30 protein-coding genes and 1 tRNA gene are annotated in these 26,626 nt (G+C 56.3%); 23 read left to right on the plus strand and 8 right to left on the minus strand.

Annotated elements, in window-relative coordinates; translation table 11 throughout:
• Positions 1-196: 196 nt before the first annotated feature.
• The 3 genes from pyrH to K239x_RS12520 all read left to right on the plus strand — a co-directional run bounded on the left by pyrH (position 197) and on the right by K239x_RS12520 (position 3,409).
• Positions 197-937, plus strand: a complete 741-nt coding sequence (gene pyrH, locus K239x_RS12510) for a UMP kinase (RefSeq protein ID WP_145418399.1) — start codon at positions 197-199, stop codon at positions 935-937.
• 50 nt (positions 938-987) lie between these two features.
• Complete coding sequence (gene frr, locus K239x_RS12515; protein ID WP_145418401.1) at positions 988-1,548, plus strand: ribosome recycling factor; 561 nt, start codon at positions 988-990, stop codon at positions 1,546-1,548.
• 139 nt (positions 1,549-1,687) lie between these two features.
• Positions 1,688-3,409 (plus strand): AzlC family ABC transporter permease, encoded by a 1,722-nt coding sequence (locus tag K239x_RS12520; RefSeq protein WP_145418403.1) that lies wholly within the window; start codon positions 1,688-1,690, stop codon positions 3,407-3,409.
• A 19-nt stretch (positions 3,410-3,428) separates the two neighbouring features.
• Here the strand turns inward: K239x_RS12520 and K239x_RS28525 are convergent, their stop codons facing one another.
• Positions 3,429-3,587 carry a hypothetical protein gene (locus tag K239x_RS28525; protein WP_419189990.1) on the minus strand — a complete coding sequence of 53 codons (159 nt, stop codon included), beginning with the start codon at positions 3,585-3,587 and terminating at the stop codon, positions 3,429-3,431.
• A gap of 65 nt (positions 3,588-3,652) precedes the next feature.
• Here K239x_RS28525 and K239x_RS12525 point away from each other — a divergent pair, with 65 nt between their 5' ends.
• On the plus strand, positions 3,653-4,825 hold the full coding sequence (locus K239x_RS12525) for a hypothetical protein (protein WP_145418405.1): 1,173 nt from the start codon (positions 3,653-3,655) through the stop codon (positions 4,823-4,825).
• Between the two features lie 86 nt (positions 4,826-4,911).
• Here K239x_RS12525 and K239x_RS12530 read toward each other — a convergent pair whose 3' ends face one another.
• The gene (locus tag K239x_RS12530; RefSeq protein ID WP_419189991.1) at positions 4,912-6,651 is read right to left on the minus strand and encodes a prenyltransferase/squalene oxidase repeat-containing protein; all 1,740 of its coding nucleotides are present in this window, start codon (positions 6,649-6,651) and stop codon (positions 4,912-4,914) included.
• Between the two features lie 268 nt (positions 6,652-6,919).
• Here K239x_RS12530 and K239x_RS28530 point away from each other — a divergent pair, with 268 nt between their 5' ends.
• The 3 genes from K239x_RS28530 (at position 6,920) to K239x_RS12540 (ending at position 8,635) form a co-directional block, all read left to right on the plus strand.
• Positions 6,920-7,042: a hypothetical protein gene (locus K239x_RS28530; protein ID WP_419189992.1), complete on the plus strand. Its 123-nt coding sequence runs from the start codon at positions 6,920-6,922 to the stop codon at positions 7,040-7,042.
• 538 nt (positions 7,043-7,580) lie between these two features.
• A tRNA-Met gene (locus K239x_RS12535) sits at positions 7,581-7,654 on the plus strand.
• A gap of 375 nt (positions 7,655-8,029) precedes the next feature.
• On the plus strand, positions 8,030-8,635 hold the full coding sequence (locus K239x_RS12540) for a nitroreductase family protein (RefSeq protein ID WP_145418407.1): 606 nt from the start codon (positions 8,030-8,032) through the stop codon (positions 8,633-8,635).
• A 15-nt stretch (positions 8,636-8,650) separates the two neighbouring features.
• Here the strand turns inward: K239x_RS12540 and K239x_RS12545 are convergent, their stop codons facing one another.
• The gene (locus tag K239x_RS12545) at positions 8,651-9,784 is read right to left on the minus strand and encodes a competence protein CoiA (RefSeq protein WP_145418409.1); all 1,134 of its coding nucleotides are present in this window, start codon (positions 9,782-9,784) and stop codon (positions 8,651-8,653) included.
• 192 nt (positions 9,785-9,976) lie between these two features.
• Here K239x_RS12545 and K239x_RS12550 point away from each other — a divergent pair, with 192 nt between their 5' ends.
• From K239x_RS12550 to K239x_RS12625, 16 genes are all read left to right on the plus strand, one after another.
• Complete coding sequence (locus tag K239x_RS12550; protein WP_145418411.1) at positions 9,977-10,342, plus strand: hypothetical protein; 366 nt, start codon at positions 9,977-9,979, stop codon at positions 10,340-10,342.
• Positions 10,342-10,818 (plus strand): DUF2924 domain-containing protein, encoded by a 477-nt coding sequence (locus K239x_RS12555; RefSeq protein WP_145418413.1) that lies wholly within the window; start codon positions 10,342-10,344, stop codon positions 10,816-10,818. Before K239x_RS12550 ends, K239x_RS12555 begins: the two co-directional genes overlap by 1 nt.
• On the plus strand, positions 10,815-12,380 hold the full coding sequence (locus tag K239x_RS12560) for a recombinase family protein (protein ID WP_145418415.1): 1,566 nt from the start codon (positions 10,815-10,817) through the stop codon (positions 12,378-12,380). Before K239x_RS12555 ends, K239x_RS12560 begins: the two co-directional genes overlap by 4 nt.
• On the plus strand, positions 12,377-12,778 hold the full coding sequence (locus tag K239x_RS12565; protein ID WP_145418416.1) for a hypothetical protein: 402 nt from the start codon (positions 12,377-12,379) through the stop codon (positions 12,776-12,778). Before K239x_RS12560 ends, K239x_RS12565 begins: the two co-directional genes overlap by 4 nt.
• 151 nt (positions 12,779-12,929) lie before the next feature.
• Entirely contained in the window at positions 12,930-14,168 is a 1,239-nt protein-coding gene (locus K239x_RS12570; protein WP_145418419.1) for a hypothetical protein, read from the plus strand.
• Positions 14,077-15,264 carry a hypothetical protein gene (locus K239x_RS12575; RefSeq protein ID WP_145418421.1) on the plus strand — a complete coding sequence of 396 codons (1,188 nt, stop codon included), beginning with the start codon at positions 14,077-14,079 and terminating at the stop codon, positions 15,262-15,264. Before K239x_RS12570 ends, K239x_RS12575 begins: the two co-directional genes overlap by 92 nt.
• Before the next feature lie 184 nt (positions 15,265-15,448).
• On the plus strand, positions 15,449-16,066 hold the full coding sequence (locus tag K239x_RS12580) for a hypothetical protein (protein ID WP_145418423.1): 618 nt from the start codon (positions 15,449-15,451) through the stop codon (positions 16,064-16,066).
• A 112-nt stretch (positions 16,067-16,178) separates the two neighbouring features.
• Entirely contained in the window at positions 16,179-16,412 is a 234-nt protein-coding gene (locus K239x_RS12585) for a hypothetical protein (RefSeq protein ID WP_145418424.1), read from the plus strand.
• Between the two features lie 42 nt (positions 16,413-16,454).
• Complete coding sequence (locus K239x_RS12590; RefSeq protein WP_145418426.1) at positions 16,455-17,240, plus strand: ATP-binding protein; 786 nt, start codon at positions 16,455-16,457, stop codon at positions 17,238-17,240.
• Between the two features lie 2 nt (positions 17,241-17,242).
• Positions 17,243-17,701, plus strand: coding sequence for a DUF669 domain-containing protein (locus K239x_RS12595; protein WP_145418428.1), 459 nt, complete (start codon positions 17,243-17,245; stop codon positions 17,699-17,701).
• Between the two features lie 93 nt (positions 17,702-17,794).
• Entirely contained in the window at positions 17,795-18,316 is a 522-nt protein-coding gene (locus K239x_RS12600; protein ID WP_145418430.1) for a RusA family crossover junction endodeoxyribonuclease, read from the plus strand.
• On the plus strand, positions 18,313-19,974 hold the full coding sequence (locus tag K239x_RS12605; protein WP_145418432.1) for a DEAD/DEAH box helicase: 1,662 nt from the start codon (positions 18,313-18,315) through the stop codon (positions 19,972-19,974). Before K239x_RS12600 ends, K239x_RS12605 begins: the two co-directional genes overlap by 4 nt.
• Entirely contained in the window at positions 19,974-22,151 is a 2,178-nt protein-coding gene (locus tag K239x_RS12610) for a bifunctional DNA primase/polymerase (RefSeq protein ID WP_145418434.1), read from the plus strand. The genes K239x_RS12605 and K239x_RS12610 overlap by 1 nt, the downstream gene beginning before the upstream one ends.
• A gap of 434 nt (positions 22,152-22,585) precedes the next feature.
• Positions 22,586-23,182 carry an ATPase gene (locus tag K239x_RS12615; RefSeq protein ID WP_145418436.1) on the plus strand — a complete coding sequence of 199 codons (597 nt, stop codon included), beginning with the start codon at positions 22,586-22,588 and terminating at the stop codon, positions 23,180-23,182.
• On the plus strand, positions 23,179-23,379 hold the full coding sequence (locus tag K239x_RS12620; protein ID WP_145418438.1) for a hypothetical protein: 201 nt from the start codon (positions 23,179-23,181) through the stop codon (positions 23,377-23,379). The genes K239x_RS12615 and K239x_RS12620 overlap by 4 nt, the downstream gene beginning before the upstream one ends.
• 108 nt (positions 23,380-23,487) lie before the next feature.
• Complete coding sequence (locus K239x_RS12625; protein WP_145418440.1) at positions 23,488-24,798, plus strand: DNA modification methylase; 1,311 nt, start codon at positions 23,488-23,490, stop codon at positions 24,796-24,798.
• 3 nt (positions 24,799-24,801) lie between these two features.
• Here the strand turns inward: K239x_RS12625 and K239x_RS12630 are convergent, their stop codons facing one another.
• The 5 genes from K239x_RS12630 to K239x_RS12650 form a co-directional block, all read right to left on the minus strand.
• Positions 24,802-25,122: a hypothetical protein gene (locus K239x_RS12630; RefSeq protein WP_145418442.1), complete on the minus strand. Its 321-nt coding sequence runs from the start codon at positions 25,120-25,122 to the stop codon at positions 24,802-24,804.
• Positions 25,123-25,134: 12 nt separating this feature from the next.
• Positions 25,135-25,356, minus strand: coding sequence for a DUF4314 domain-containing protein (locus K239x_RS12635; protein WP_145418445.1), 222 nt, complete (start codon positions 25,354-25,356; stop codon positions 25,135-25,137).
• A gap of 11 nt (positions 25,357-25,367) precedes the next feature.
• Positions 25,368-25,601: a hypothetical protein gene (locus K239x_RS12640; RefSeq protein ID WP_145418446.1), complete on the minus strand. Its 234-nt coding sequence runs from the start codon at positions 25,599-25,601 to the stop codon at positions 25,368-25,370.
• 258 nt (positions 25,602-25,859) lie between these two features.
• Positions 25,860-26,093 carry a hypothetical protein gene (locus K239x_RS12645; protein ID WP_145418447.1) on the minus strand — a complete coding sequence of 78 codons (234 nt, stop codon included), beginning with the start codon at positions 26,091-26,093 and terminating at the stop codon, positions 25,860-25,862.
• A 12-nt stretch (positions 26,094-26,105) separates the two neighbouring features.
• Positions 26,106-26,612 carry a winged helix-turn-helix domain-containing protein gene (locus tag K239x_RS12650; protein ID WP_419189993.1) on the minus strand — a complete coding sequence of 169 codons (507 nt, stop codon included), beginning with the start codon at positions 26,610-26,612 and terminating at the stop codon, positions 26,106-26,108.
• Positions 26,613-26,626 lie beyond the last annotated feature (14 nt).

Raw genomic sequence — 26,626 nt, forward strand, 5'->3', positions numbered from 1 at the left:
TCGGGTCTGACAAGGTTTTTTCGTATGATTCCGGTCCACCCGTTGGCAACTTGCATTTGGCACGTTGTCCAACGCCGCATCAACTGGTTTGCAAAAACGTCTGACCCGACTCCGCCCGACTGGAGCAGATTTGGGCAGGGCGCGTCCCTCCGCGAACCGACTGAATGCCGATTGCGATCACACCCAAGATAAAATCATGTCATCAACCGCTCTGAAATACAAACGCGTCATCCTGAAACTCAGCGGCGAAAGCCTTGCCGACGAAAGCGGTCGCGGAATCAGCGGCAGGGAGTCCGCGGACATTGCCGCGCAGATCAAACAGGCTCACGAATCCGGTTGCCAAATCGCCATCGTCATCGGCGGCGGAAACATCCTTCGCGGCGGTCAGTTTTCCGAAGACAACATGGTCGTCCAAGAAGCCACCGCACACTACATGGGCATGATGGCCACGGTCATCAACTCGCTTTCGCTGCAGGACGCTGTCGAAGCGACTGGGTTACAGACGCGTGTCATGTCGGCGATCCCAGTCGATAAAGTTGCCGAAACCTTCATCAGACGGCGAGCGATTCGCCACTTAGAAAAAGGCCGCGTCGTCATCCTGGCAGCAGGAATCGGCAACCCTTTTGTGACCACTGATACCGCCGCAGCGCAGCGTGCGCTGGAATTGGATGCCGATGTCGTGTTGAAAGCCACACGCGTCGACGGTGTGTACGACAGCGATCCAGAAAAAAATCCCGATGCAGTTCTGTTTGAATCGCTGAGCTTTTCAGATATTGTGCAAAAAAAGCTCCGCGTCATGGACGCAACCGCGATCGCGTTGTGCGAGGAACATGCCAAGCCGATCTTGGTGTTCAATTTTAAGAAAGACGGAAACATTGTTCGCGCCGTGTCCGGAGAGACCGTGGGTACCTGGATCGGCGCTGCTCAAACCCGTTAAACTATCTACACAAAATAAAATCGTCACTTTTCAATTTACAGGACACCAATATGACTTCTGACGAAACACTGATGGACGCCGAAGAGCGAATGGAAAAAGCGGTCGGTGTATTGGGAAACAACCTCTCGGGCATTCGCACCGGACGCGCAACGCCTGGGCTCGTTGATTCGCTCAAGGTGGAAGTGTACGGTTCGATGACACCGATCAAGCAGCTTGCTTCGATCGGCGTCCCGGAGCCTCAGCAGATCGTAATTCGTCCTTACGATGCCAGCACAATCAAAGAGATCGAAAAAGCCATTGTCGGCGGCGACTTGGGACTCAATCCTCAAAACGACGGTCGCATGATCCGCTTGAACGTCCCGGCATTGTCGACGGAAGTTCGCAAAAAGATGGTCTCGCGGATCAAGGAGCTTTCCGAAGAATCGAAAGTGTCGATCCGTAACATTCGTCGCGACGCCAACAAAGCGGCCGACCAAGGTGAAAAGGACAAAGAGCTCACCGAAGACGATCGCGATCGCTTGAAAGAGCAAGTCCAAGAGCTGACGAAAAAGTTCGAGGCGCAGGCCGACGAAATGGCCAAGGCGCGCGAGACGGAAGTCCTCGGAAGCTAGATCCAGCCGCTGGACAAAGTTACGTTGGACGGGGCCAGTCCTGGCGCACAAGAATCGCCAGGACTGGTCTCGCTTTGATTCATGGGCCACGTAAGTGTTGGCCTTCACGCGTTGGCCCTCTTCTGCTTTTTGCATCATCATGCCCCCAACACTCCAGTGCCCGCGATGCAATCAGACCGTCACGATCGGTGCTGAATCCGCCGGGATGCGAGTCAAGTGTCCGCACTGCGAGAAACTCTTTCTCGCACCAGGCTTTTCAGCCTCCACCAATGATGATGACGATTGGCTGTCGCTGGATACTGATGGGGCTTCGGTTGCGTCCTCGCCGACTATCGCTTCGCGAGATGACCCGGCATCAGACGCCCCAACATTAGACGACTCGCAATCATTCGACTCGGAAGAGCTGGATGATGTCGAAGTGGTCGAAGACGATGAACCCAATGTGGATGAACCCAATGTGCTTGCCAAATTCGGTGATGAACTAAGCGCATTCACGTCATCGATCGAACCGCTGCCATCGGCGACTGCAAACAGCGGCAATCAACTTGGTGACGCCGGCGACTCGTTCGATGCGCTGCCTCCTTTCTCCGACGCCGAAACGCCCGCGCAAGCAACTGCTGCGGGAAAGGCTCCCGCGTCAAACGCTGCTGGCAAAACGCCGTCACTCAACGAATCGGTGGACGACGATGATGAATTCAAGATCCCTGATTTGCCGCTGCCCGTAAGAGTTCCATTGCAAGAGACGCTGCCGACCGCTGATCTCGCTGATACGCCACCCGCCGGGCGTGGCCAAACAGATGCGGGAAAGCCGCGTCAGGCCGATGCTGTCGAGTACGAATCGGAGTACCGCGTCAAATGCAACATTTGCGGTTCGATTCTTTATGCCAAAGCAGCGCAGGCCGGCAAAAGCATCAAGTGCACCGACTGTCATTCGCCTGTCAAAGTGCCGCCGCCACCGCGCGTCAAAAAGAAGCTTACGATCGACGTCGAAAACGCCAAGACGTTTGGTTTCGAGGACTCAGCGGCGCATAAAAAGAAACGCGTTGACCCGTATCAAAAATCAGCGCAGGATTTATTGGACGAAGCCGAACGGGACGAGGACAAAACGCCAACCACGTTTCAGGATCCTGATATTCCCAGCTTGCGTGAATGGGCGACCAACGTCTTCGGGATCTTTCTGGATTTTGGCGTCATCGCTCGCTGGCTCTGTCTGTCGATGATGGGAGCCATTCCCGCAGCGATCGTCATCAGCATCGGTCACCCGCTTTTAGTGGTGGGGCTGATGGTTTGGGGAGTGGTATTCACCGCGCTAACGGTCGCCTGTGGTTTTGCGATCATGCTGTCGGTTGCAAACGAACACGAAACCGTCACGGACTGGCCCGAAGCCGACCCGACGGCCTGGATCGATGATTTGGTGGTCGCGCTGTCGGCCGTCATCCTGGCTGGCGTGCCCATATTGGCGATCACAAGCTTGGCGTTTGGTCCGGGATTGTTGTCGACGGCGATGACGATGTTTTCGATCTACCTGCTGTTTCCGTTTTTCGTTTTGTCGATGATGGACATGCAGAGTATTTTTATGCCGTTTTCGCCCGAAGTGGCCCGCAGCGTAACGCGATGTCAGGAAGCCTGGGGCGGTTTGTATTTCTCCGCTGGGCTGCTTTTCGCTGTCTTGTTCTTCTTTTTTGTCGGCCTGTCCAGTGCCGCTCCCGTCGCTGCGGCGGTCATCGCAGTATTTGCGTCGGTTGCGGTTGCTTTCTGCTATTTCAGCATGATCGGACGTTTGGCGTTCGCGATTGGCCAAAGTGTCAATGAACCCGCCAAAAACAAGCCCGACTCGGCAGCTGAAACGACGGCGAAATAGCCAGAAATCGCTTTCCCGGTCAATCAAAGTGGGTAGCATAAGCGTAGGAATGACAGACGCGTTCGGGCGTGTCGTGATGATCGATCGTTTTCACACGGTCCGCACTGGCGATAACTGCCTCTCGCTCGTGATTCTCGTGCATCGCCGTCATGGTTGTCACGCATCGCGTTGGCATCATTTGTGCTCTGCATGCAGACCCGCCCTCCAACCTACCCGCACCGACCGCCTCGCCTCTTAAACACCATGCCAGCCGTCGACGAGTTTTCACGACCGAGCAATCCGCCGTTCCAAGACGCTAACGACCATTGGGCAATTCCACTGGGCACGATTTCTGGTTTACGACTCTTTGTTTCCTATGGTGTTTTCGTCGCAGTCGCGGTTCTAGTCGGTGTGCTCGTGACCTTTCGGGGGCGATCAAGCGGCGGTGTCGAAATTAGCGGAAACGGCGACTTAATGTCCGTCGCGTTTGTAGGACTTGCGTTCTGGCTCGTGGGTTGGCTCGTGCAACTGACGGTCTACGCCTTTTATCGTTTTGCATTCGGTGTCCCCATCGAATCCGTCACGATCGGAATCCTGGGCGTGGAATCGCGGGCACGCGACTGGGACGCGCGGACTGCATTAACTGTCTCCCTGTCGTCGCTATTCGCGGTCGTTGCGATTGGCGGGCTGATTGTGGTAGCGGAACAATTCGTTAACGGCACGCAACCGTGGCCGCGAATGTTCAGCGTCTGGTCGGCCCCCAGCTTTGGACTCACGCAAGCCGATTCCATCTGGCTCGGCGGCGCTTGGCTCTGCTGGGTCCAAGCGATTTGCCAAGCCTATCCGCTTCCCAAATCGACTGGGCGAGTCGCGATGGTCGCCGCCGTTTCACTTTTGACTCAGCGGATGAACGAATCGTTTCAGATTCATTTTTCACGCCGCTCGATTCAGTTGGTCGCATTCTTTACGATCCTAACCGCTCTCGCTGCCGTGGCCCGATCCCCGGTCAATGTTTCGACCAATTGGTTTTTTATCTTTGCGATCGCCCTGCTTCTGTGGGTTTCGTCTCGCGCCGACGACGTCCGAAATTTGGTTTTGTCGTTCGGGCCGTTCCCTCATTGGGAGCCGACCACTCTCGCCGGACCTTTGTCCTTTCAACGCGTCAAACCCAAACGCCGTAATCCTTGGAAAGCTCTGAAGCAGACCGTCACGTCGGTCAGCCATCGTCGCCAACTACGACAAGCGATGCGTTCAGAACGACAGGAAGCCGTGGATGCATCGCGATTGGATGCTGTGCTCGAACAGCTTCATACCCACGGCCGGCAAGCTCTCTCGCCTCAAGATTTGGCGCTGTTGGAACGGATGAGTCGCAATCTCAAGAAGGAACGACGCGCCGATCCAACTGCCCCTCCAACCGACGAAGGTTTGCGATCGTAGCGGGCCGTCGGAAAATCGCGAGGCTTTCACGCTTTCATGAGTGGGCTTAGAGCAATCGACGATTCAGCTGACTAGGTTCTTAAACGCTAGAACTGAATCTCGGATCCCAGGCCCTTCGCTGCATCAGCGGGAATCCCCATTCGCTTTGCCCCGCCGCCGGGTGGCTCTTTCGCGGCGTCCGGTGTTGGGTCTGCAGCATCTTTGCCCGCCGCAGCTTTATCCGCAGCGTTCTCTTTGTAGAGTGGCATGTGGCGGTAGTAGACTTCCAAGCAGTAGATCGACAAGCACGTCGTATACAGGCGACCGGAATTGCGCCCCCACTGATCACCCTGCGGTGCCCAGCTGCCGCGCTCGCGTCCCTGTTTGACTTGTGCCTTGGGCAATTGAACTCGCATCACGTTATTCCACTCGCGCCAATGCGGGCCACCAAAGTGATGCAACGCTTGCGTCGCGTAATACCAGTAGTAAACGTCCCGGTCGCGCATATCGAAAGGCGAATCCAACAGCAGAGCCTCAATCCCCCGCTGCATCGGTGGATGCTCGCGAAACCAACCCAGATACTGCCGGCACAGCAACCCTTCGGCGGTCATCGCAGGGCTCGGACTTCCACGCTGTTGATACGAATACGCCGCGCCACCGTAGCTACTGACGGTATCCAAGTAGCCGCTGACCTTTCGCAGGATCGAATCGTTCACAATCAAGTCAGTCGATTGCGCGCTCTTCAGCGCCATCACAAACCAACCGGTCACCGAAGTGTCGGCGTCAAACCGCGGTTCATACCGCCAGCCTCCCTCAGACGATTGTGATTTTTCAGCGAACTCGACGGCCAACTGAGCGCGAGGCCGCAGCCAAGAATCACCCGTCATGCCATACAGTTCGCACAGTGCAATCGTGGCCTGAGCTTGAGCGTACATCTTTTCGTGGCCGCGAGCTTCCCGCGCCATAAATCCGTCGCGGGCCTGTTTGCCGATCAAATACTTCACGCCACGCAGCACTTCATCCTTGTATTCACCGCCTTTGTGCGTATTCCCGTCACCCATGAACGCCAACAATGCCATCGCCGTCGCAGCCGTCCGATTCTCGGTGATGCCGCCATCGCCAAATGGACCTCGCATGCTCCAGCTTCCATCACGCTGTTGATTGCGTTTCAACCAAGCCAGCCCGGACGCGACCGCTTCTTCTGTCTCAGGTGTCCCCCCGTAGATCGACAACAGAGCTTTCTTCATTGCTCCGGTTCGGCCGTTAAACATTGGCATCGAAATATCAATCGACGATGGCCCCACGCCCACTTCCGGCGGCGCCTTGACATCTTCGACGATCGGCTGTGCCATTTCAAAAATCTGGGGCGTGTCGATTTCGATCGGAATGTCTTCCGTCTCCTCCAAATCTTCGCCAACCTCGACGGGAGCTTCGATCGTAAACTCGGTCAACGTCGAATCGGTCTGTTGCTCACTCAGTCCCATGACCAGAAGCACTCGGCCGATGCCTGATCCGACCGGCGAAGTAATCAGAGCCAGGATCAACAACAGTACCAGATGAATCACCGTGCTCAGCAACCACGGCGGTGCAGTCCGAGTCACGATCGGGTCTTCGTAATCTTCCTCAGCTTCGGCGACCGTCTCGGGAGCGACTTCACCGCCGGTCTCGGCCGCCAACATCAACGCTCGACGCGCGTTCTCTTTGGCTTCCGCTCGCCGATTAATGTCTTGCAACTCTCCCCGCCAGCGCGGTGACGTCGCGGACCCGACGCCACTGATGTTCGGCGAAATTTCAGCCCCTTTGCGAACCGGAGCAAGCGTTGATCGCGGTGGCGGAGGCGGAGGCACGGCCCGGCCGGAAACCTTTCCAGCAACCGGTTGCTTCGGAACGCTCGGATTCGGCGGCGTTGGCTGTAGTCTCGGAGTAGCCGGCGTGCGCTGTACAGGAGGTGTGTTCTGCTCAGAAGACCTAGCAGCCGCGGCCGGTGGTATTGCAGGAGGCGTTGGCAAGTGCCGGCCCGGTTGGGCTTCCGGAGGCCGATTCGTTGGCTGTGCCGGCGCAGGCCCGTTGTTGGGAGCCCCGGTTTGAAGAGGTCCACTTGCTGGTGGCCCCGAGTTGGAAGCAGCTGGTGGGCTGGTCGGACGCGGCGAAGCGGCTGGTGGCGGCTGCGGCGCGCCGCTATTGGGCAAAGGGGACGGCGCAGCACCCAATCCCGAAGTCGTCGATTCGCGATCGTAGTCAGACTGAGACATCGAAACTCGCAATAGCCGAAAGTGACTTCAACGATAAAACAGCGACCGCACCCTTGTCAGGTCGCGAACAGCGTCGGAAACGAAGTCGTCAGAAGTAGTCTAAGCCTTCGATAGCCAACCAACGGCAACTTGAAGCCCAAAAAATGCTGCGACGCGGAGACCTAAAATTAAAAGGCAACGCACCAAGCACAGTCACTACCGAATTTTCGGTTTGTCGCATAGGGATTAGTCACTTTGATTGTAGCCCGCCGCACACTTTCACGTCGAATTCAAAACGCTCCTTTTGCTTGTAAACGGGCCCGCAGAGGCAAATTCCACTAGGCCAAGCCGAATTTCATGTCGACGAGTCAAAATAGGCCAAGTCCCAGAGGCTCCTTTGATTCTCGCTAAATAGGTCTTAAAGCGTAATTCAGCCACCAGGTGTTTCGGTTCAAAGAATCAATCGCGTGTCCCGTTGACAGCAAGCAGCCAATTTTGCATATTACCAAGCATGTCGCTGATACCGAGTCGGCGGCAAAAATTACCGCGGGATGGAGCAGCCCGGTAGCTCGCGAGGCTCATAACCTCGAGGTCGTCGGTTCGAATCCGGCTCCCGCAACTTCAATCTGGCATGTCGGTTTAATCCGACCGCCGGGTTATCGAACAAGCCGACGTTGGTCTTCATGACCGGCGTCGGCTTTTTTCGTGCTTTACCGCTTTCTGGGCAAGGACTTACGTCATCGGTCCGTCGGCAAAGATCTCTCCAAGTGTCTCTGGGAAAGTACTATCGGGCCGCCGGCGAAACAGTCTCTGGGGCGATCTCGGCCAAAGGTCTCTGTTGTCTCTGTACTATTTGACCTCCAGGTTATGAAGTCCCGGAGTGCTATCCGAAGAAAGTGGTCAACGTTCCTAGAATCGCCCTAGCCGCCGACGTCCGATACAAAACCATTTTCCTAGATTCCGAAAATCTCAACTCACCTTCGAGACATCCGATATGCAAGTCAAAGACGTCATATTCAACCGCCGAGCGATCAAGCACTTCGACGCTGACCACAAAATGACGGCCGCCGAGGAAAAAGAGCTGCTCGAAACCACCATTCAGGCTCCGACCAGTTTCAACATCCAGCACTGGCGTTTCGTCATCCTGCGCGATCCTGAGCTGCGAGCGAAGATCCGCAAAGACTTCGGCAACGACCAAGCCCAGATGACGGACGCCTCGCTGCTAGTCCTGTTCACCGCCGACATGAAGGCATGGAAGAAAGAGCCGTCGCGCTACTTTGCGAACGCGCCAAAGGAAGTGGCCGAGATGTTGGTCAACTGGATGGGACCATTCCACGAAGGCCGCGAGTGGCTCCAACGCGACGAAGCCCAGCGTTCGATCGGCATCGCGATGCAAACCATGATGTTGGCCGCCCAAGGTATGGGCTACCAGTCATGCCCCATGATCGGCTTCGACATCGAACAGGTCGCTAAGCTGATCAATCTTCCGGATGACCACGTCCTGGGACCAATGGTCGCGATCGGCAAAGGCACCAAAGAAGCATGGCCAAAACCTGGCCAACTCCCGCTTGACGAAGTCGTGATTGAGAACAGCTATTGATGCAGCGAAGATGTACTAGCAGCAAAACTGCATGGTTTCAGAGAAGCACCAATGCGCCTTCTCAACAATAGGACGCTTTAGAACAGCGACCACTAGCTTGTGTTCAAGTATTGGCTCAGTAGAAAGTAGGTCTCCGTCATGATGCAAATAGTGGTCACCGAATAGTGCATCGCAAAACGGACATCCTTGCGAAAGGTACGATCGTCTTTTGGTTCGACTGTATCGGTTTTTGACTTCTCCGAAGAAGAATTGGATGTCTGACTTTTGAGACCTTAGTTCGCGAATAAATCGAACCGCTTCCTTGCAGAAGTCAACTCCTTCATCGAATCCGTCGTCAAGGTACGCGATTGGTTCCTGGTGTGTCGAAAGCAGACCCATTGCCTGATTCACTACCCTGAATACGTGGCAATTCTGTTTGCACTTCCAGCAAACTGTAGGGAGAATCTGAATTATCAACTCTTGTTCACTTGCGACCAACGTACGTTCACAGAACTTGTAACGCCCAGACAGCAAGTCTTTAGCGAACTTTCGCAGAGGCTGGCCTTCAACAATAGGATCGGCTCGATCCTTGAAGTCGATCTTGAACATCGGTAAATCTCGAGCTGGACGCGAATTCTTGGGCAGACGACGGAACAGCCATGCGCACCTGATCCCGTCTTTCTTGTATCGCTCTTGACGAGAATGGGTTTCGTCAAGCGTCTGCGAGGACCATTGGACTTCAAAGGCGATCTCGACCTTTCCTTTTCGAGCCAATACGTCTGCTCGCCATCCCTCGCCAATCGCTTCAGCCTCAACCTGAAACCCTGCATCATGACCACCTAAGATGATTCGCTCCTTTGCGAGTAGGTGCTCAAGAGTCTCGCGTGGCGAACTACATTCTGCTCCACGCGCATGATAGAAGTGCCGTGTTCCAAGCTTGCTTTCTCGAGCGAAGCACTCGGCGCCACAACATGGCAAACGCAAGGTCAAAGTATGGTCGCGAAGATCGCGGCGTAGCGTGTCCCATTCCTGGTCGCACAGCAACGGTGCAATAACCGTTTTGTCGTCGTATAAAGCTTTTAGAGGCACGTTGCCCTCACTCAATTTGTGCGGCTCAAAGTTAGTAAACACACTACTGCGTAAAATCACAAAAATATACATAGAAAACATGATGCATGCGCTCAGTTATCTCGTCGTTTCGCCTACGCAGGCTGGTTGTTTTATCTACTCAATCCAGCCTAGACGACATCAGATGACCCACGCACTTTCTGGTTAACCCTATGTAGTTCTCTCCTACATAACCCTGAGGGCGGGACCGTTTCGTTCGGTTCGCTAGGGATTGGTTTTAGGAGAAAGGGTTATATGGCGTTGGACTATATCCAGCCTGTTGTTCAGGTGCGAAAAGTGGCGAAATTGCTGGAGTTGGTGACGATTCGGGTCAAACGCGGCGAGATTCCAGAGACTTTGGAAAGTTCTCGCGAGATTGAGGAAACGGGACTTGAGATCTCTCCGCCGTCAGTGATCACTGTGTCTCGCGGTGACTGTTTTGCAACGGGCAAGACGGTCCGCGATGAACTCTCAAACAGTAACGGTGATCCAATTGAGCGAACAGCAACGCGAAGAGATCGCGACCATTTTGGCGCGGGCGATTCGACGAACCCTCGACAAGGCGGCGGCAAAAAGCACACAAGACAAATCTCAACTTCCGAGCCAACCGGAGGTAGCTGATGAGTCCTAGTGCAGCATTTGAAATCGCCGAGTTGGCCGACCTGACGATTGACCAACTGGTGGCGAAGTTCGAGGTCGTTCATCAAGAGAAGTGCCGTTCCCGAAATCGCAACTTCATCGTCCGCCGCATCGCTTGGCGGATTCAAGCGAAGGAAGACGGCGGGCTGAGCGAACGAGCATTGCTTCGAGCCGGACCAATCGCCGATGAATCGGTGATCCGAGTGACGCCGCCTAAACCCAAAGTCGGAGGCGACGTGGTACGAACCAAGATGCCACCGAACTGGGATCCTCGGATTCCTCCGCCAGGCAGTTTTGTCGAGCGGCGATACAAGGGCAAGATTCGGCGTGTGCTGATTCTGACCGACGGCTTTGAATACGAGGACGAGCGTTTTGACTCTCTGTCGGCGGTCGCCAAATCCATTACAGGAAACCACTTGAGCGGCTTCCGATTTTTCAAGTTGGGAGAACACACATGAGCAAGAAGCCTGAAACGCAAAAAGTGAAAACGATTCGATGTGCGATTTACACTCGCAAGTCGACTGAAGAAGGATTGCAGCAAGAGTTCAATTCGCTCGACGCTCAGCGGGAAGCCGCCGAAGCGTTCATCGCTAGTCAGAAAGCCGAGGGCTGGCGTTGCTTGCCAGAGATGTATGACGACGGAGGTTTCTCGGGAGGCAACCTCGAGCGGCCGGCGATGAAACGGCTGATGGAAGACATCGAGGCCGGCAAAGTCGACTGCGTGGTGGTCTACAAGGTTGACCGTCTGAGTCGGTCGCTGATGGACTTTTCCCGAGTGATGGAGACGTTCGACAAATTTGGCGTATCGTTTGTTTCCGTGACTCAGCAGTTCAACACGACGCATTCGATGGGCCGGCTGACGCTAAACATTCTGCTGTCCTTCGCCCAGTTCGAGCGAGAAATCATTGGCGAGCGAATTCGCGACAAGATCGCCGCGATGCGAGCGAAGGGCAAATGGTCGGGCGGGATGCCGGTGCTCGGATTCGACGTTGATCGCAGTGGGACGAGTCCGAAGCTGGTCGTGAATGCAACCGAAGCGAAGCAGGTTCGTAAAATCTTTGAGATGTACTTGGAGTATCGTTCGCTGTTGCCGGTGGTGAAACGCCTTCAAGAATTCGGCTGGCCGAACAAAATCTGGCGGACTCGTACTGGGCGGACGCGCGGCGGCAGAGTGTTCGACAAGCCAGCGGTTCACTCACTACTTACCAGTCCGCTCTATGTGGGCAAGATCGCGTACAAGGAACATATCTACGAAGGTGAGCACGACGCAATCATTGACCAAGATACGTTCGACGCGGTCGGCAAGATGCTGAAGGCGCACCAGAAAGGGCGAGCCCAGCGGCTGGTCAACAAGTACTCGGCACTGTTGAAGGGCATCCTTGTTTGTCCATACTGCGAATGCCGAATGGTTCACCGAACGACCAAGAAGAAGTCGAGCGTGTATCGGTATTACGCTTGTCAAACGACGGTGAAGAGTGGAGCCGATGCTTGCGAGATGGGTTCGGTGTCAGCGGCGATGATCGAGGCCGCGGTCGTCGATGAGCTCCGAGTGGTTGTGGATGACCATGGCTTGCGTGACGCCGTGTACCAAGGGTCGAAGGGATTGCTCGATAAGGAGCAAGCCGAAGTCGAAACGCTCTTGGCTCAGTTGAAAGCTCAAATCAACCGGGACACGGAGGAGGTTCGGCGGATACTGAAACACGAAGTGTTCGAGAACCTCAACGATATCCGAGTCGAAGACCTGAAAGCCCGGATCACCAAGGCGGAAGCCGACGTCGTTGTCGCGACGGACAAATTGAAGGAAGTCGCCGCCCGCCAACTCTCTCGGCTCGACATCGACATTGCGATGTCGGATTTCAAAGTGGTTTGGGCGTCGCTGACGGCGAAAGAACGGGTTCACCTTGTCGAGCTGCTCGTCGCGAGAGTTGTCTACGAACCTGACGCCGGTTCAATGGCGATCTCGTACCACCCGACGGCGATCACCGCGCTCGTCGAAGAGTGCGAGGAGTCGGTCGCATGATCACGGTTCGCAAGACGATCGCGGTGACGACATCGCGCCGCCACAAAGTCGTCGACGAGAAAGAAGTCGTTCCGGGCACGCTGCCGCGAATCACGCGACTGATGGCATTGGCGATTCGGTTTGACGAGTTGCTGCGATCCGGGCGGGCGACGGGGCTGCAACACATTGCGGAGATCGGGCATGTCTCGCAGCCCCGGGTTTCGCAGATCCTCAGCCTGACATTGCTGGCTCCTGACATCCAGGAAGAGCTGCTGTTTCTGCCTCGGATGAAGAAGGGCAAGCCGCAAATCTCGGAAAAACTTCTGCGACCGCTGACGATGGAAATGGACTGGAAAAAGCAACGTGTTTTGTGGGCTGAATTGCGGTCTGGCCCACCGTCAAAACCGGTCCGGTCATAACGGCTGCGAAGAATATTTCGGCGACGAGGGACCAGACGTGTCACGGGACATGTGTCTGATGAACAGGTGCACGGATTTTGCTAGCAAACGCTAGTCACCCAACCGTCCCCAAGGATGTTCATCGCCAAAGCTGATTTTTCATGAGTCCCAAATGCCCGCTTTCCGATCACCGAGTTTCCTCAACAATGACTTCGGATCTGTCGACCTCGATCTACTTCGCGACTTTCTGCTGCCGTTCTCCGACTACTTCGCCGCGCGGAACTTCACGATCTCAGCCGACACCAGTTTCGACGAAGACCAATTCAAAAAGCTCGCACGTCTGCTGAGGACACCGACGCGGTCCGCTCCCAGCGAACTGATCGAAGCTCAATTTCACATCGACGAAGTCGCCAACGATCGAGGAATGGAGTCCTTGATCTTGGCCTATTCCAAAGCCGGCATTCCGCTGCCAACGAACGACGAACTAACGCCGGCAGACCTGGCGATGCGAACCTGGATGATTCATCCCGAATTGCTGCGACGATCGAACTACGAGCGGATCGCGACCAGCCAGCGTTCGTTTCGCCACTACATGAATCGGCACGAGAGGCCGATGCCGTTTCAGTTGCCGACCACGGTCGTCATCAACGCGATGGAGAAACGTTTGTCGACGTTCAATCGCGACCGGCACCGCGGTGGTGGGACAGCGTTGTGGATGCACGACGTAGGCGACGTTCTGGCATTCGTTGTCCGTCGTGGCGAGAACCTAAAACGCGGCGAATACATCGAGGGCGAAAATAGTCGCTATCAAGTCCAACGACCAGCCGGCTACGACACCATCCTCGTTCAAAAGCAGCTTGGCGAGTTGCATGTCCACGCTTCGTTGATCAGCGAGCACCGTGAGTACTGTCGTTTGATCGGCGAGCACCTATTCGGTGACGAGGACTTCTTTCCGACATCGGAGTTGTTTGACCTATCGCCGATTCATGAACTCGGTGAAGACATCGAATCGCCAGCTTTCATCGACGGAATCGAATCCGTTCAGCTCGATGAAGTCACCGAGATGTTCATGGGGAGTCAGAACCTGACCAAGACCTTTCGTGGGCGACGCATCTTCGTCCAACTGCGTGAACACCAGCAGCAACTCACTCTCGGTACCCGGATCACGAAAGCAAAATTTCGATTCACGTTGCGAGACTATCCCGAGGTCACGGCAACAATTCACTCAGGAAACATCATCTCGTACTCACGACAGGTCGGCGTCGAACTGATCGAAGCCTGGATGACTCACCACGGAATCAAGACCACCGGACTGCCTCGTGACCCTGCAATACCTACGACCTTGGCAAGCGCTCTCTCGGATCCCAAGCCTGCGGGCACCACGGCGAGCGTGGCAGGTCGAGCTGGGTGAACATTGGGAACTGTGCCACCAGTTCCTTTCCGCGACGCCAGACCTGGCTGCATGGACGCTGGCCAGTGACGGTGTCACCGCGTGCGACGTCGTCGAGCACGATGACGGAACATTCGTCGGCATCAATCGTCTGCAAGGCGAGGTATTCGATGTTGAACGGAATGAGTTGACGATTTGTACGTTCGGCGTTGCAAAACTCGGCAAATCGTTGATGCCGTTGCTTGGTGGGCGTGCTGAGAGTCTGTCCGCTGTTCCGAATGGGTCGGTCCAGAAACTTGGTCGGCTACCACCTCGCTTTGCATCGACGACGGTTCACTTTTGCGCTCGTACAGATCAGACGTCGCTTATCGAAACGGCAATGAGTGTTGGTGCGAAGACTGTGCTCTTGGTTCCCTCACTCGCTGGGACTCGTATCGACCTTGGCTCGATCGAGCGAACGTTCGAGGTCACGGTCATCGCCGCCGATGATCTGTTCTTCATCCAGGAGGGGACGATCGTAGTGAGCGATCCTGCGTTGGATGAGCTTCGCTACCGACTCGGGCTGGGCGAAGATACTCCACCAAACTCTTTCCGCATGACCGGTGATCACTGGGCGATTTGTTTCGAGAAGAATCGGATTGTGCTCGCCGACGCGATTGGCATGTGGTATCTCGCAGAGTTCTTGTCACGTCCTGGCAGAACACTGAATCCCGTCGAACTCGAAAACGCTCGCACTGGGATCGCGGCTCGGTCTTCCACCAGCGGCACCGGCGAGGCTTTCGATGAAGATGCTCGTCGTGAGTACAAGCGGACCTTGGCCGACATCAGTGCCCGCATCGTGGAAGCAGAACGCAACAACGATGCAGGTACGCTCGAAACGCTGCAAACTGAGCAATACGAAATTCTCTCGCAACTTCAAAAGGACACCGGTAAGAACGGCAAAGCCCGTGTCCTCACTGACGAATCCAAGTCACGCAAGAATGTCCGCCAAGCCGTCAACCGTGACATCAAACGCATCGCCGAGCATCATGCGGAGTTCGCTGAGCACTTGAAGATCGCATTCAAAGGCAACGCAATGTGCTATCGGCCAGATGCTGATCCAAATTGGGAATTCTGAAATTTCTCCTCGACTCACGCCATGTGCCAAAGACTCACGCCATGAGTCGCCGTGACTCCAGCTGAGAGATTCGCTTTCGTGCAGATCCCGCTGGCCCGTGTTTCTCTGTGAACGATCGTCCGTTCGCAGCACGGTATTCGCTGGCCGGAGTCGTCGAACGAACCTCCAGCCGGAGGATATTCGTTTGAAAACTCAGGAAGTCTCAAAAGTCAGCGACATCGATTGGAAGTACATCCAGGCCAACATCCGCTGTCAAGCGTGGCGTGGCTACAAGGCTGGTGCCTACGCCCGGCAAGAACTCCGCGACATCGAACAATCGTTGTGGACGATGGTCGAGCGGTATCTCGAAGACTTCACGCCCGAGCGTGCGACGTTCAAAACCTACATCGACATGATCGTCTCGCGGGCACTCGCCAGGATTCTTGATACTCGCAAAACCGCGTTTCGCACTCCGCCCGGCGGCCCAGTCGTTTCACTAACAACGATGGTCGACGATCCCGACGGTGGTCCGCCAATGGAGCTGTCGTCGGCACTTTCGCTCGAAGATCGTGACCGCGCCATCGGCAGAGAAACTCGCAGCGAAGAAGCGGTATTCGAGGAAGTCGAAGCATTCCGCGTTGTCTTCGCTGAGTTGCCCAAACATCAGCAAGAACTCTGCAAGCAAGTCATGGAACACGGACGCATTGCGACGCAGAAGCAGTCCGGCATGACCCGTCGCGCCTTCCACTCGATGTTGCAGGACATCCAGCAACGGTTCATCGACGCCGGCATCACACCACCGCGCGACAAACGCTGGAAATAACGGCGTTCTGAAAGTCGCTGTTCATTTTCTGGTCATACCCCCGTCTCGTTCGCCTAAGTAACCCAGGAGGGGACATGTCATTCAAACGCTAACAACCACCAAACGAGAACTCATGAAACAACTCGATATCGAACGCCGCGTCGCACTCTCGCTCGCTGTCGGCCGTTACTTGCGATCCGCCGAACGCTTTAACGAAGCCTCGCGGGAATTCACCGGAGCCTGCAAATCGCTCCGCAATCAACTCGGCACCGAACAACGTTTCTTCGTGCAAAGCGACTTCAAGCACTTCCTGGTGACCAGCGATCGCCACGGCAACTTCGATGTCGAGCAAATCCAGACCCTTTAACAACCAACCGTTTGACCTATCCATCAAGGAGTTACCAATCCAGTGACCAACCTACTCGAAACCATCCAATCCGGCCGGCAGTCGAAGCCGCCTCGCGTCTTGCTCTATGGAGTCGAAGGAATCGGCAAGTCGACCTTTGGCAGCGAAGCCCCCAAGCCGATCTTCATTCAAGCCGAAGACGGCCTCGACGAAATCGAATGCGATCGCTTTCCATTGGCGACCAAGTTCGATGACGTTATCGCAGCCCTGAAAACGCTCGTCAACGAGAAACACGATTACGAATCCGTCGTGATTGACTCACTCGATTGGCTGGAACGTCTCGTCTGGGACAAACTCTGTCAGCAGTATGCCGTCGAGTCGATCGAAAAGGTCGACGGCGGGTACGCTCGCGGTTACATGCACGCCCTCTCCCTGTGGCGTGAAGTGCTCGACCTGCTCAATGTGCTGCGTTCTCGCGGCATGGTGATCGTTCTGATCGCCCATTCCAAGGTCGAACGGTTCGAGGATCCCGAGTCCTCGCCCTACGACCGCTATTCGCCGCGACTTCACAAGCATGCTGCGGCCCTCGTCAAGGAATGGTGCGACGCCGTTCTGTTTGCGACTCGCAAGATGCGAACCCAAAGCGAAGACGGCGGCTTCAACCGCAAACGCACCATCGCTCATGCCATCGGCAAAGACGGTGGCGAACGCGTCGTGCGTGCTTACGGATCGCCCAGTTGCGTTGCCAAGAATCGCTACGGCATCGCTGAAGAATTGCCGCTCTCGTGGTCGGCGTTCGTGAATGCGCTGACCAACAACTCACCCGCTACTCAATCCCAAGGTAACTAACCATGGCCAACCTCAACGGCTTTGATGCCAACACTGTCGAACCAGCCGACGACCTCGAACCGATCCCATCAGGCAAGTACATCGCCGTCATCACCGACAGCGAAATGAAACCCACGAAGTCTGGCACGGGCAACTACCTGCAGTTGACGTTTCAGATCGTGGAGGGCGAGTACGCAAACCGTCTTCTCTGGGTGCGTCTCAACCTCGACAACCCCAACGCGACCGCGGTGGAAATCGCCCGGCGGGAGTTGTCTGCGATCTGCCGGTCGGTTGGCGTCTTGGTGCCAACCGACTCGGCGGACTTACACAACTTGCCTTGCGGAATTCACGTGCGAGTCAAACGCCGCAACGACACCGGCGAGTTGCAAAACGAAGTGAAGGGCTACTCGAAGAAGGACGCCGTCGCTCAGCCGATCGCCGCGTCGCAAGGCAGCGGCACGGACGCCCCTTGGAAACGTTGATCTCGGTCACCGTTTCCAAGCCCAACAGCCGGCCGGCCTCCCAACACCGGCCGGCTGTTTTTTTGTCTGCCGATCTAATCCAAGTGATACATCATGCTGCGACTGCAACTCCCGTTTCCTCCCTCAGTCAATCGCTACTGGCGACACGTCGGCACCCGCGTACTCGTCAGCAAAGAAGGTCGCGAGTACCGCCAGACGGTTCGCGGTCTGATGAAGCTTCAAAACGTGAAGAAGCACGATGGCGACCTGATCGTTGACATTCGCTTAATACCTGTAGATCGGCGTCGCCGCGACGTGGACAATTCGCTCAAGGCGTTGCTCGATGCTATGCAAGCTGGCGGAGCGTATGACGACGACAGTCAGATCGTTCGTTTGACGGTCGAGAAGTTCGAGCCGGAAGCGGACTGTCCGCGCAGTGAAATCGTCGTTCGTCGCGTGCCAGCGAAACTGGGTGAGCCTGGTTACCGATTCTGCCTTCGCTGCGATGACGAGTTCTATTCGATCGGGCCAGGCAATCGACTCTGCGAAGAGTGCACGCGTTGGCGTAGCCGACTCACCGGTTTCGTGCCGATCGCCCGTGGTCGCAAATATCGCAACGGAGCGCGGATAGCATGAAGTTGCGTTCCTACCAAAAAGCCGCCGTTGATGCGGTCTACGATCACCTGCGAAACCGCGACGACAATCCCGTCGCAGTCTTGCCAACAGGTGCCGGCAAAAGTCTCGTCCTCGCGAAGATCGCGTCCGATGCTGTGACGCAGTGGAACGGTCGTGTTCTGATCTTGGCTCACGTCAAAGAGCTTCTCGAACAGAATGCTGACAAAGTTCGCCGTCTCTGTCCCGACATCAAAGTCGGTCTGTATTCGGCTGGCCTTAAGAAGCGAGACACAAACACACCCGTTCTCGTCGCTGGAATTCAGAGTATCTACAAGCGAGCGTGTGACCTCGATCCGTTTGATCTGATCGTCGTCGATGAAGCCCATCTGATCTCAAAGAAGGGCGATGGCATGTATCGGCAGTTCCTGGCCGACTGCAAGGTTATCATTCCGCACGTTCGCGTGATCGGACTGACAGCCACTCCGTTCCGACTCGATTCCGGGATGATCTGCTCAGCGGACAATTTCCTGAATGAAGTTTGCTACGAAATCGGCATCAAGGAACTGATCCGTGACGGATACCTGAGTCCACTCATTTCCAAAGCCGGCGTGCACCGAGCGGATTTCGGCGGACTGCGCATCCGCGCCGGCGAGTTCGTAAGCGAAGAAGTCGAGTCGCTGGTCAACGACGACGCCCTTGTGTCGGCCGCGTGCGCCGAGATCGTAGAACTGACGGCTGATCGCCGGGCGGTCCTCGTCTTCGCGTCGTCCGTCGCACACGGGCGGCGTGTGGTCGAGGTGTTGCAAGAAAACCACGGTATCGAGTGCGGTTTCGTGACTGGCGAAACACCGGCAGGCGAACGAGACGAGTTGTTGGCCCGCTTTCGTGGCGATGCCCCAACATCATTGATCGAAACCGAGTCGCTGCGCTTCCTTTGCAATGTGAACGTACTCACCACCGGTTTCGACGCACCCCGTGTCGATTGTGTCGTGATGCTACGTCCAACCATGTCGCCAGGATTGCTCTACCAATGCGTCGGCCGCGGTATCCGCTTACACCCCGACAAACAGGATTGCCTCGTCCTCGACTTTGGCGGAAACATCGAACGCCATGGACCGATCGACCAGATCAAGCCGAAGGACAAAGCCAAGCGTCCAGACCAAGGCCCGCCGGCGAAAGAGTGTGAAAAGTGTCACGCCTTGGTCGCATGTGGCTATGCCAACTGTCCCGAGTGCGGTCATCCGTTCCCGCCTCCGCAGCGAGAAGCCCACGACGCCGAGGCCAGCGAGGCGGGCGTGTTGTCTGGCGAGGTCACCGACACCGAGTACGACGTCCAAGACATTATCTATCGCATCCATCGCAAACGCGACGCCGACGAAGATGCACCACGATGCCTGCGCGTCGACTACATGATCGGACTGGAACGTTGGCAGAGCGAATTCATCTGCATCGAACACTCTGGCTACGCACGTCGCAAAGCCGAAGCGTGGTGGCGTGATCGTTGTCTCGATCCTTGCCCAACGAACGCCGAAGCAGCGATTGATATCGCCGAATCAGGATTGCTTGCGGCGACCGAAACACTGACGGTCCGCTCGATCGCCGGCCAGAAATACGATCGCATCATCAAACAATCGCTCGGCGAGATTCCAAACGCAGCGTTGGAAGAGGCACCCTTTTGATGGCCGATGCGCGGGAGCAAGTCGCGATCTATCGCCAGCGTGGCTGGTACTGCGTGCCGCTGCGCCCGCGATCGAAATCACCGGCACGTCGTGATTGGACGAATCTTCGGTTGAACCCCGAGGTCTTTCCCGAACAAGGCAATATCGGAATCATCCTTGGCGAGCCGTCTAGTTGGCTCGTCGACGTTGATCTCGATTGTCCCGAAGCGATCGAATTGGCTGATAGTTATCTGCCCCCAACGCAAGCGATCACCGGCCGACCGTCTGCGCTGCGATCGCATCGTTGGTACATCGCAATCGGTGCGACCACTGAAAAGCATACCGATCCGAGCGATGGCTCGATGATCGTCGAATTGCGTTCAACCGGAACACAAACCGTTGTCGGGCCGAGTGTGCATCCCGATGGCGAAACCTACGAAACACTCGATGGAGAGCCAGCCCCCGTTCCCTCATTGATGTTGGACGCTTGTGTCAAAGCACTCGCGGATGCCGTTGTCCATCGACGTGGAGTCGCCAAACCACCGCAACAAACCGCAACGTTGCCGCCACAGTCGCCGCGTTTGGGCAACGACGTCGAATCACGGGCAATCGCCTACTTGAACGCGATGCCGCCCGCAATCGCCGGCAGCGGCGGTCACTCGCAAACCTTCGCCGCCGCGACCGCTCTAGTTCACGGATTCGGCATCGAACCCGATCGAGCGTTGGCGATTCTGACGTCAGAATACAACCCACGATGCGCACCGCCGTGGTCCGATCGCGAACTGCAACACAAAATCAGCCAAGCCGCGACCAAGTCCCACGACCGACCGTTCGGATGGCTCCGCGATGATGGGCCGATTGAGCACGCCGACAATGATGTCGACCTAAGCCAGTTCATGGTCGGAAAGCGATCGCCGGAGGTTGCCAACTCACCTCCGCCGGTCGATACAACGCCCGATCCTGGGCAACTGCCAGAGCGATTGTTCAACGTGCCGGGTTTTGTTCGCCGTGTCATGGATTTCACGCTCGCGAATGCTCCCTATCCGAATATCGGCCTAGCGTTTTGCGGCGCGATGGCACTGCAATCGTTTCTCGCTGGACGAAAGGTCTGCACGTCGGGTGACCTGCGAACGAATCTATATCTACTCGCACTCGCCAGCAGCGGCACCGGCAAGGAGTTTCCTCGCAAAGTCAACTCGCAGATTCTTTTTCAAATCGGCATGTCCGCATCAATCGGAGACAAATTCGCTTCCGGCGAAGGCATCCAAGACGCTCTCGTCCGTACTGGCCGAATGCTCTTTCAGAACGACGAGATGGACGGAGTGCTCCGCCAGATCAACCTCGATCGCGAGAACAGCCGCGAGTCGATCCCGAATATTCTGTTGACGCTCTACACGTCGGCCGGCGACGTCTATCCGATTCGTGTCAAGGCGAATCAGAAGGAGGCAATCCATGTCGACCAGCCGCACTTGACGCTATTCGGAACTGCAACGCCTCAGTACTTTTACGAATCGCTGTCGAAGCGAATGCTAACGAACGGCTTTTTCGCACGCCTGAACATCATCGACGTCGGCAAACGCGGCAGCGGCCAATCGCCGGGGTCAGCGCGTGACCTGCCCGAAGAGATTCTTGACACCGCTAAATGGTGGGCCGACTTTGAGCCGGGCAGTGGCAACTTCCTGAACTTCCACCCCAAGCCGCTCGTGGTTCAAGCCACGCCGGACGCTGCCGAAGCAATCGACGCTTTGCGATTGATGACCGAGAACGAATACAACGCAGCCGAAGATGCTCTCGATGAAGTCGCTCGTACGGCATGGAGTCGTACGTGCGAACACGCCAAGAAGCTGGCGTTGATCTATGCGTGTAGCGAGAACCACATCGAACCACTGATTGGCTTGCCTGCGGTGGAGTGGGCGACCGAGTTCGCAATGCACCAAACACGTCGCCAGCTCTACCTTGCCTCCGTTCACGTCGCCGAGAACCCATTTCATGCCGAGTGCCTGAAACTGCTCAAACGACTCAGCGAGCAACCCGAGCAGCGGATGCAACGTCAGCACCTGCTCAAGTACATGAAGTGCAAAGCCGCCGACCTCGACCAGATCATTCAAACGCTCATCCAGCAAGGCGAGATCGAACCCATCACCATGCCGACCGCCACCAAGACCGCGAGCGGCTTCCAGCGTGTCGTTGCCGAATGAAACCTTCACCTACGCTTCCCAATCCTTCCCCAAATAGAGAAGGATTCGACCCGAAAGCAACGAATCGTTCCCAAACCTTCTCCAGCGTCGGGGAAGGATTCGAGAAGGATTCCAAAAGACGTTTGACTAACAAATATAGGAACAATCTCTCTCTTTCTATGAATACTTCCCCTGTTCCCCCACTCATGCTCGCGATGGCCAAAACTAGGCACGCCTGGCCTCGCACGGGGCTGGGGAAGGATTCGAGGGAAGGATCACGCCTGTCGGTCGCCCGACCAACGATTAGGTACTCCCGGCCGATCGTATCTCTGGTCAGGGCCACGGGAACAGCCGCCTTATTAGGCACAGTTTGTTTCTTTTGTCCGAACAACACATGTCGCGTTGGTAAAACTTCATTCACATCGTAAAATGCCGCCAAAAGGAATCCAAGCAGTTTGAGCGAGCCCACCAATCCAACCGTTTACGTCATCGCCGGCCCTAATGGTGCGGGCAAGACGACATTCGCCAGTCGGTATCTTCCGCAGTTTGCTGGTTGCCAGGAATTCGTGAACGCGGATTTGATTGCTGCAGGGTTGTCGCCATTCAATCCAGAATCGCAATCGGGTGCTGCGGGACGACTGATGCTCGAGCGGATTGACCAGCTGACCGCGGCCCAAGCCACATTTGGGTTTGAGACGACACTTGCCGGCCGTGCTCATGCGAAAAGGTTGCGAGCCATGAAAAGTCTTGGATACCGAGTGTCGATGTTTTTCATCTGGCTTCCGTCAGTCGACCAAGCCATTGCTCGTGTAGCGACTCGCGTCCGAGAGGGCGGTCACAATATCCCTGAACCAACGATCCGGCGTCGCTACGATCTGGGAATCCAAAACTTTGCGTCGTTGTATATGCCAGTCCTCGATGAGTGGTTTGTCTACAATGGATCTAGCCGACCTGCTGAAATCATCGTGGGCCAGCAAGATGGCAACCGACGGGTCTATGACGATGCCCGTTTTGCTGAACTTAAACAGTTTTCCCCGGAGCTATTGCCATGATTCGTGACGATACGCCTGAAACCGTGAAGCAAGCGAACGCCGCCATGGAACAGGCGGCTAATGACGTGTTGTCGCGTGCCCGGCGTCACAACACGCCGATCGTCGTTTGGCGTGACGGAAAGGTCGTTGAACTCGATCCATTCTCTCCGGAGTTTGACGAACCCAACGAGCAACCGCGGACGGCCGGCGACGAGTAGACCAGCAGCGTCGCAAAGCAAACCAACCAACTACCCAACTAAACAGGTAACCAACCACCGAACGACCGAACCCTTTCCATTTCACTTCTCCTTGGAAAGGACGCTGCCATGCAGGTCGAAATGTGGTCGCTTGATCGGATCAAGCCTTACGAAAACAACCCCCGCATCAATGACGACGCCGTTGATGCTGTCATCCTCTCGATCAACGAGTTCGGGTTTCGCCAGCCAATCGTTGTCGATACCGACGGTGTCATCATCGTTGGACACACTCGCTTCAAAGCCGCGACGAAGCTCGGGCTGACCGAAGTCCCCGTGCACGTCGCGACCGACCTCGAGCCCGAAGCGGTGAAAGCCTATCGGATCGCCGATAACCGAACGGGCGAGAACGCCGAATGGGATTGGGACTTGCTGCCCATCGAAATCGGCGAACTGCAGAACTCGGGCTTCGATTGCGAGTTGCTAGGGTTTTGCGACGACGAACTCACCAAGCTGCTCGATCCCGGCGTCACACTAGGTCTCACCGATCCTGAGGACGTGCCAGAGCCGCCGGACGAAGCGGTGACTCAGCCCGGAGACGTTTGGATTCTCGGCGACCACCGATTGCTGTGTGGTGATTCGTCGAAAGCCGAAGACGTCGATCGGCTGCTCGCCGGCGCGAAGATTCACATGGTGAATACCGATCCGCCGTACAACGTCAACGTGGAACCGCGAAGTAAGAACGCAATCGCAGCCGGCAACAGTTCGTTCCCCGCCGGCGAAGGCAAGACGAAAGCCGGCGAGAAAAAGATGCGGGCCAAGGATCGCGTCCTCGCAAACGACAAAGTCAGCGACGATGAGTTCAAGTCCTTGCTGTTGGCTTGGTTCGGCAACATCGGCCGCGTGTTACAACCGGGCCGCTGCTTCTACATCTGGGGCGGGTTCTCCAACATCGGCTGCTATCCGCCGGCACTGGCGGCCAGTGGGCTGTATCTGTCGCAGACCATCATTTGGGACAAGATGCATCCGGTCATCAATCGAAAAGATTTCATGTCGGGACATGAGTGGGCGTTCTACGGTTGGCGAGAAGGAGCCGGCCACAAGTTCTTCGGCCCGAACAATGCCACTGACCTTTGGCACGTCAAGAAAATTCCGCCGCAGCAGTTGGAACACCTCACCGGCAAGCCGGCGGAACTTGCGGTGACAGCGATGCAGTACTCAAGCCGCAAGGGCGAGAACGTGCTGGACTTGTTCGGCGGCAGCGGTTCGACGCTGATCGCGGCCGAGCAAACCGGACGCAAGGCGTTCTTGATGGAAATCGATCCGCCGTACTGCGACGTGATCGTTGATCGCTACCAACGCTTCACCGGCAAGCCGGCTGTGCTGGAACGTACTGGCGAGTCACCGATCGCGATGAAACCGCGAGAGGAGAAGATGCGGTAATGGCTAGAGTTCTTTGTAGGACCAAGCTACGTCGTCAAAGACATAGACGAACCGAGCACCGCAGTTCCTTGCGAAGTCCAGCAGCGCATCATGCGTTGGCAGAATCGCAGGCGGGTCACCGTCGGCGAAACGCTCGGCCTCGCCCATCTTGGCATCCAAGCAGCGGATATCGCCGCCGTCGATCAAGGTTTCCGCTTCTTCGGTCGTTTGGTAGTTGGCCATCAAAAGTGCTCCGGTGTGTTCGGGGTAGCCGTCGAAGTGAAGGTAGACCGCCGCGTACATTCGGTCGTCGCGGCGGACAGCGATGGTCGCACGTGTGGACATGGATGTTGCTCCTTAGTTCGTTTGGTCGGCTTTGGTGGAAACGATCTCCACCTGGTCCGGGGGAATGGAAAGCATCAGCGACCGGCCGTTGTCCCAGTCGACATCGACTTGCGTCCAATCGCTTAGCGGATAGACGCCGGCCACCGTTCCGGTGGTGCCGGCGGAAATCGGATCGGGGTCGTCGGTCATCGAAAGCAGCCGCACGCGGTCGCCCGCCTTGAGGTTTGTTCTCATCGTTTTGATTCCTAGTTGCGAGCGTTGTTGGTTTCGTCGACCATCGCGGCGACTTCCGAAAGTTGAGCGTTGACCAAGTTCAACGCTCGCACGTGCGTCCATCGCAATGCCTTGTTATCGGGCCGAATCATTCGGTCGAGTTGCAACTCGATGTGTTGCAGCAGGTCGCGTGAAATTTGGTGAGCGTTGTCGTAAGCCGCTGCCGGTTCGACCGGCCGCGCGGCGAGCGTTTCAATCTTTGCCATTTCGTTTCTCCGTTCGTGTTTGAAAACCGTTCGTACAACCACACATGAGCCATGACTTTCCAAACACATCAAGCGAAGTCTGCGAAACACGCGTCAGAATTCGCATATTTTTTTGGCACGCCTAATAAGCCGCGACGTGGCCTCGTGTCGCGTCGTTTGGAAGGTCGGCGTTGTGTTTCCCGTCACGACAAAACGCCCGCACGTTGCAAACGTCGGGCGTTGTTGACGAAGTTTCGCCGAGAGGGATCAACCGGCCGGCTACAAGCCGATCGGTACCAGAACGTGCGAGTCCGAACCCGTCACCGGAAAGGATTCGCCATCGTTCGTTCTGGCGTACAGGGCGTCGCCGCGTCGTATGACGTCACGCACCGGCCCGGCGTCAATCATCTCGTTGCGGATCGACCGCAGTTCGTATCTCACGTCGGGCTCCGGCGTCGCGGTTTCACCGTCTTCCAAGTCCTCGACGGTCCGCAGATCGTAAAAATGCTTCATGGCTCAATCCCCTTACGCTCGCGCGGCGAAGCGACCGCGTTCAACTTTGATGAAACGGCTATCGTCGCCCTTGGCAAGCTCACGAAGGATCGCCGAGTACAAAGTCGCGTGCGGCGTCTTTCCTCCGGGGCTCGTCCAATAGCCGGCGTCCGTCATCGCGGCAATCATTTCCTGGGCGTTCATCGTTTCCTCGGTCTCGCCCAGCACTTTCAAAGCCGCCTCAATACACGAGAGCTTCTTGTCGCCTGCCGTCGCCGCCACACTCGCCGCGTCGCCGCCGTTTGTCTTCTTTGCGACTCGTTTGCGGGCTCGCGTTTCGCCGGCCGCACTGGCCGACGTCGTCGCCCGTGCTTTTCCTTGCAACCGCTGGGCGGTTTTGATTCGCACCTTCTTGTTGGTCGTAAGGTTCGTGGCGTTCCAGCCGCCGGCGGAATTCGTCGAGTCGATTCGTACGACGACCTTCTTGTTGGTCACGTTGGCGTAGTACTCGCCGCCTACTTTTACGTATGCCTTCTTCATCGTTCGTTCTCCGA

The sequence above is a fragment of the Stieleria marina genome (genome assembly GCA_007741555.1).
Classification (GTDB): Bacteria; Planctomycetota; Planctomycetia; order Pirellulales; family Pirellulaceae; genus K23-9.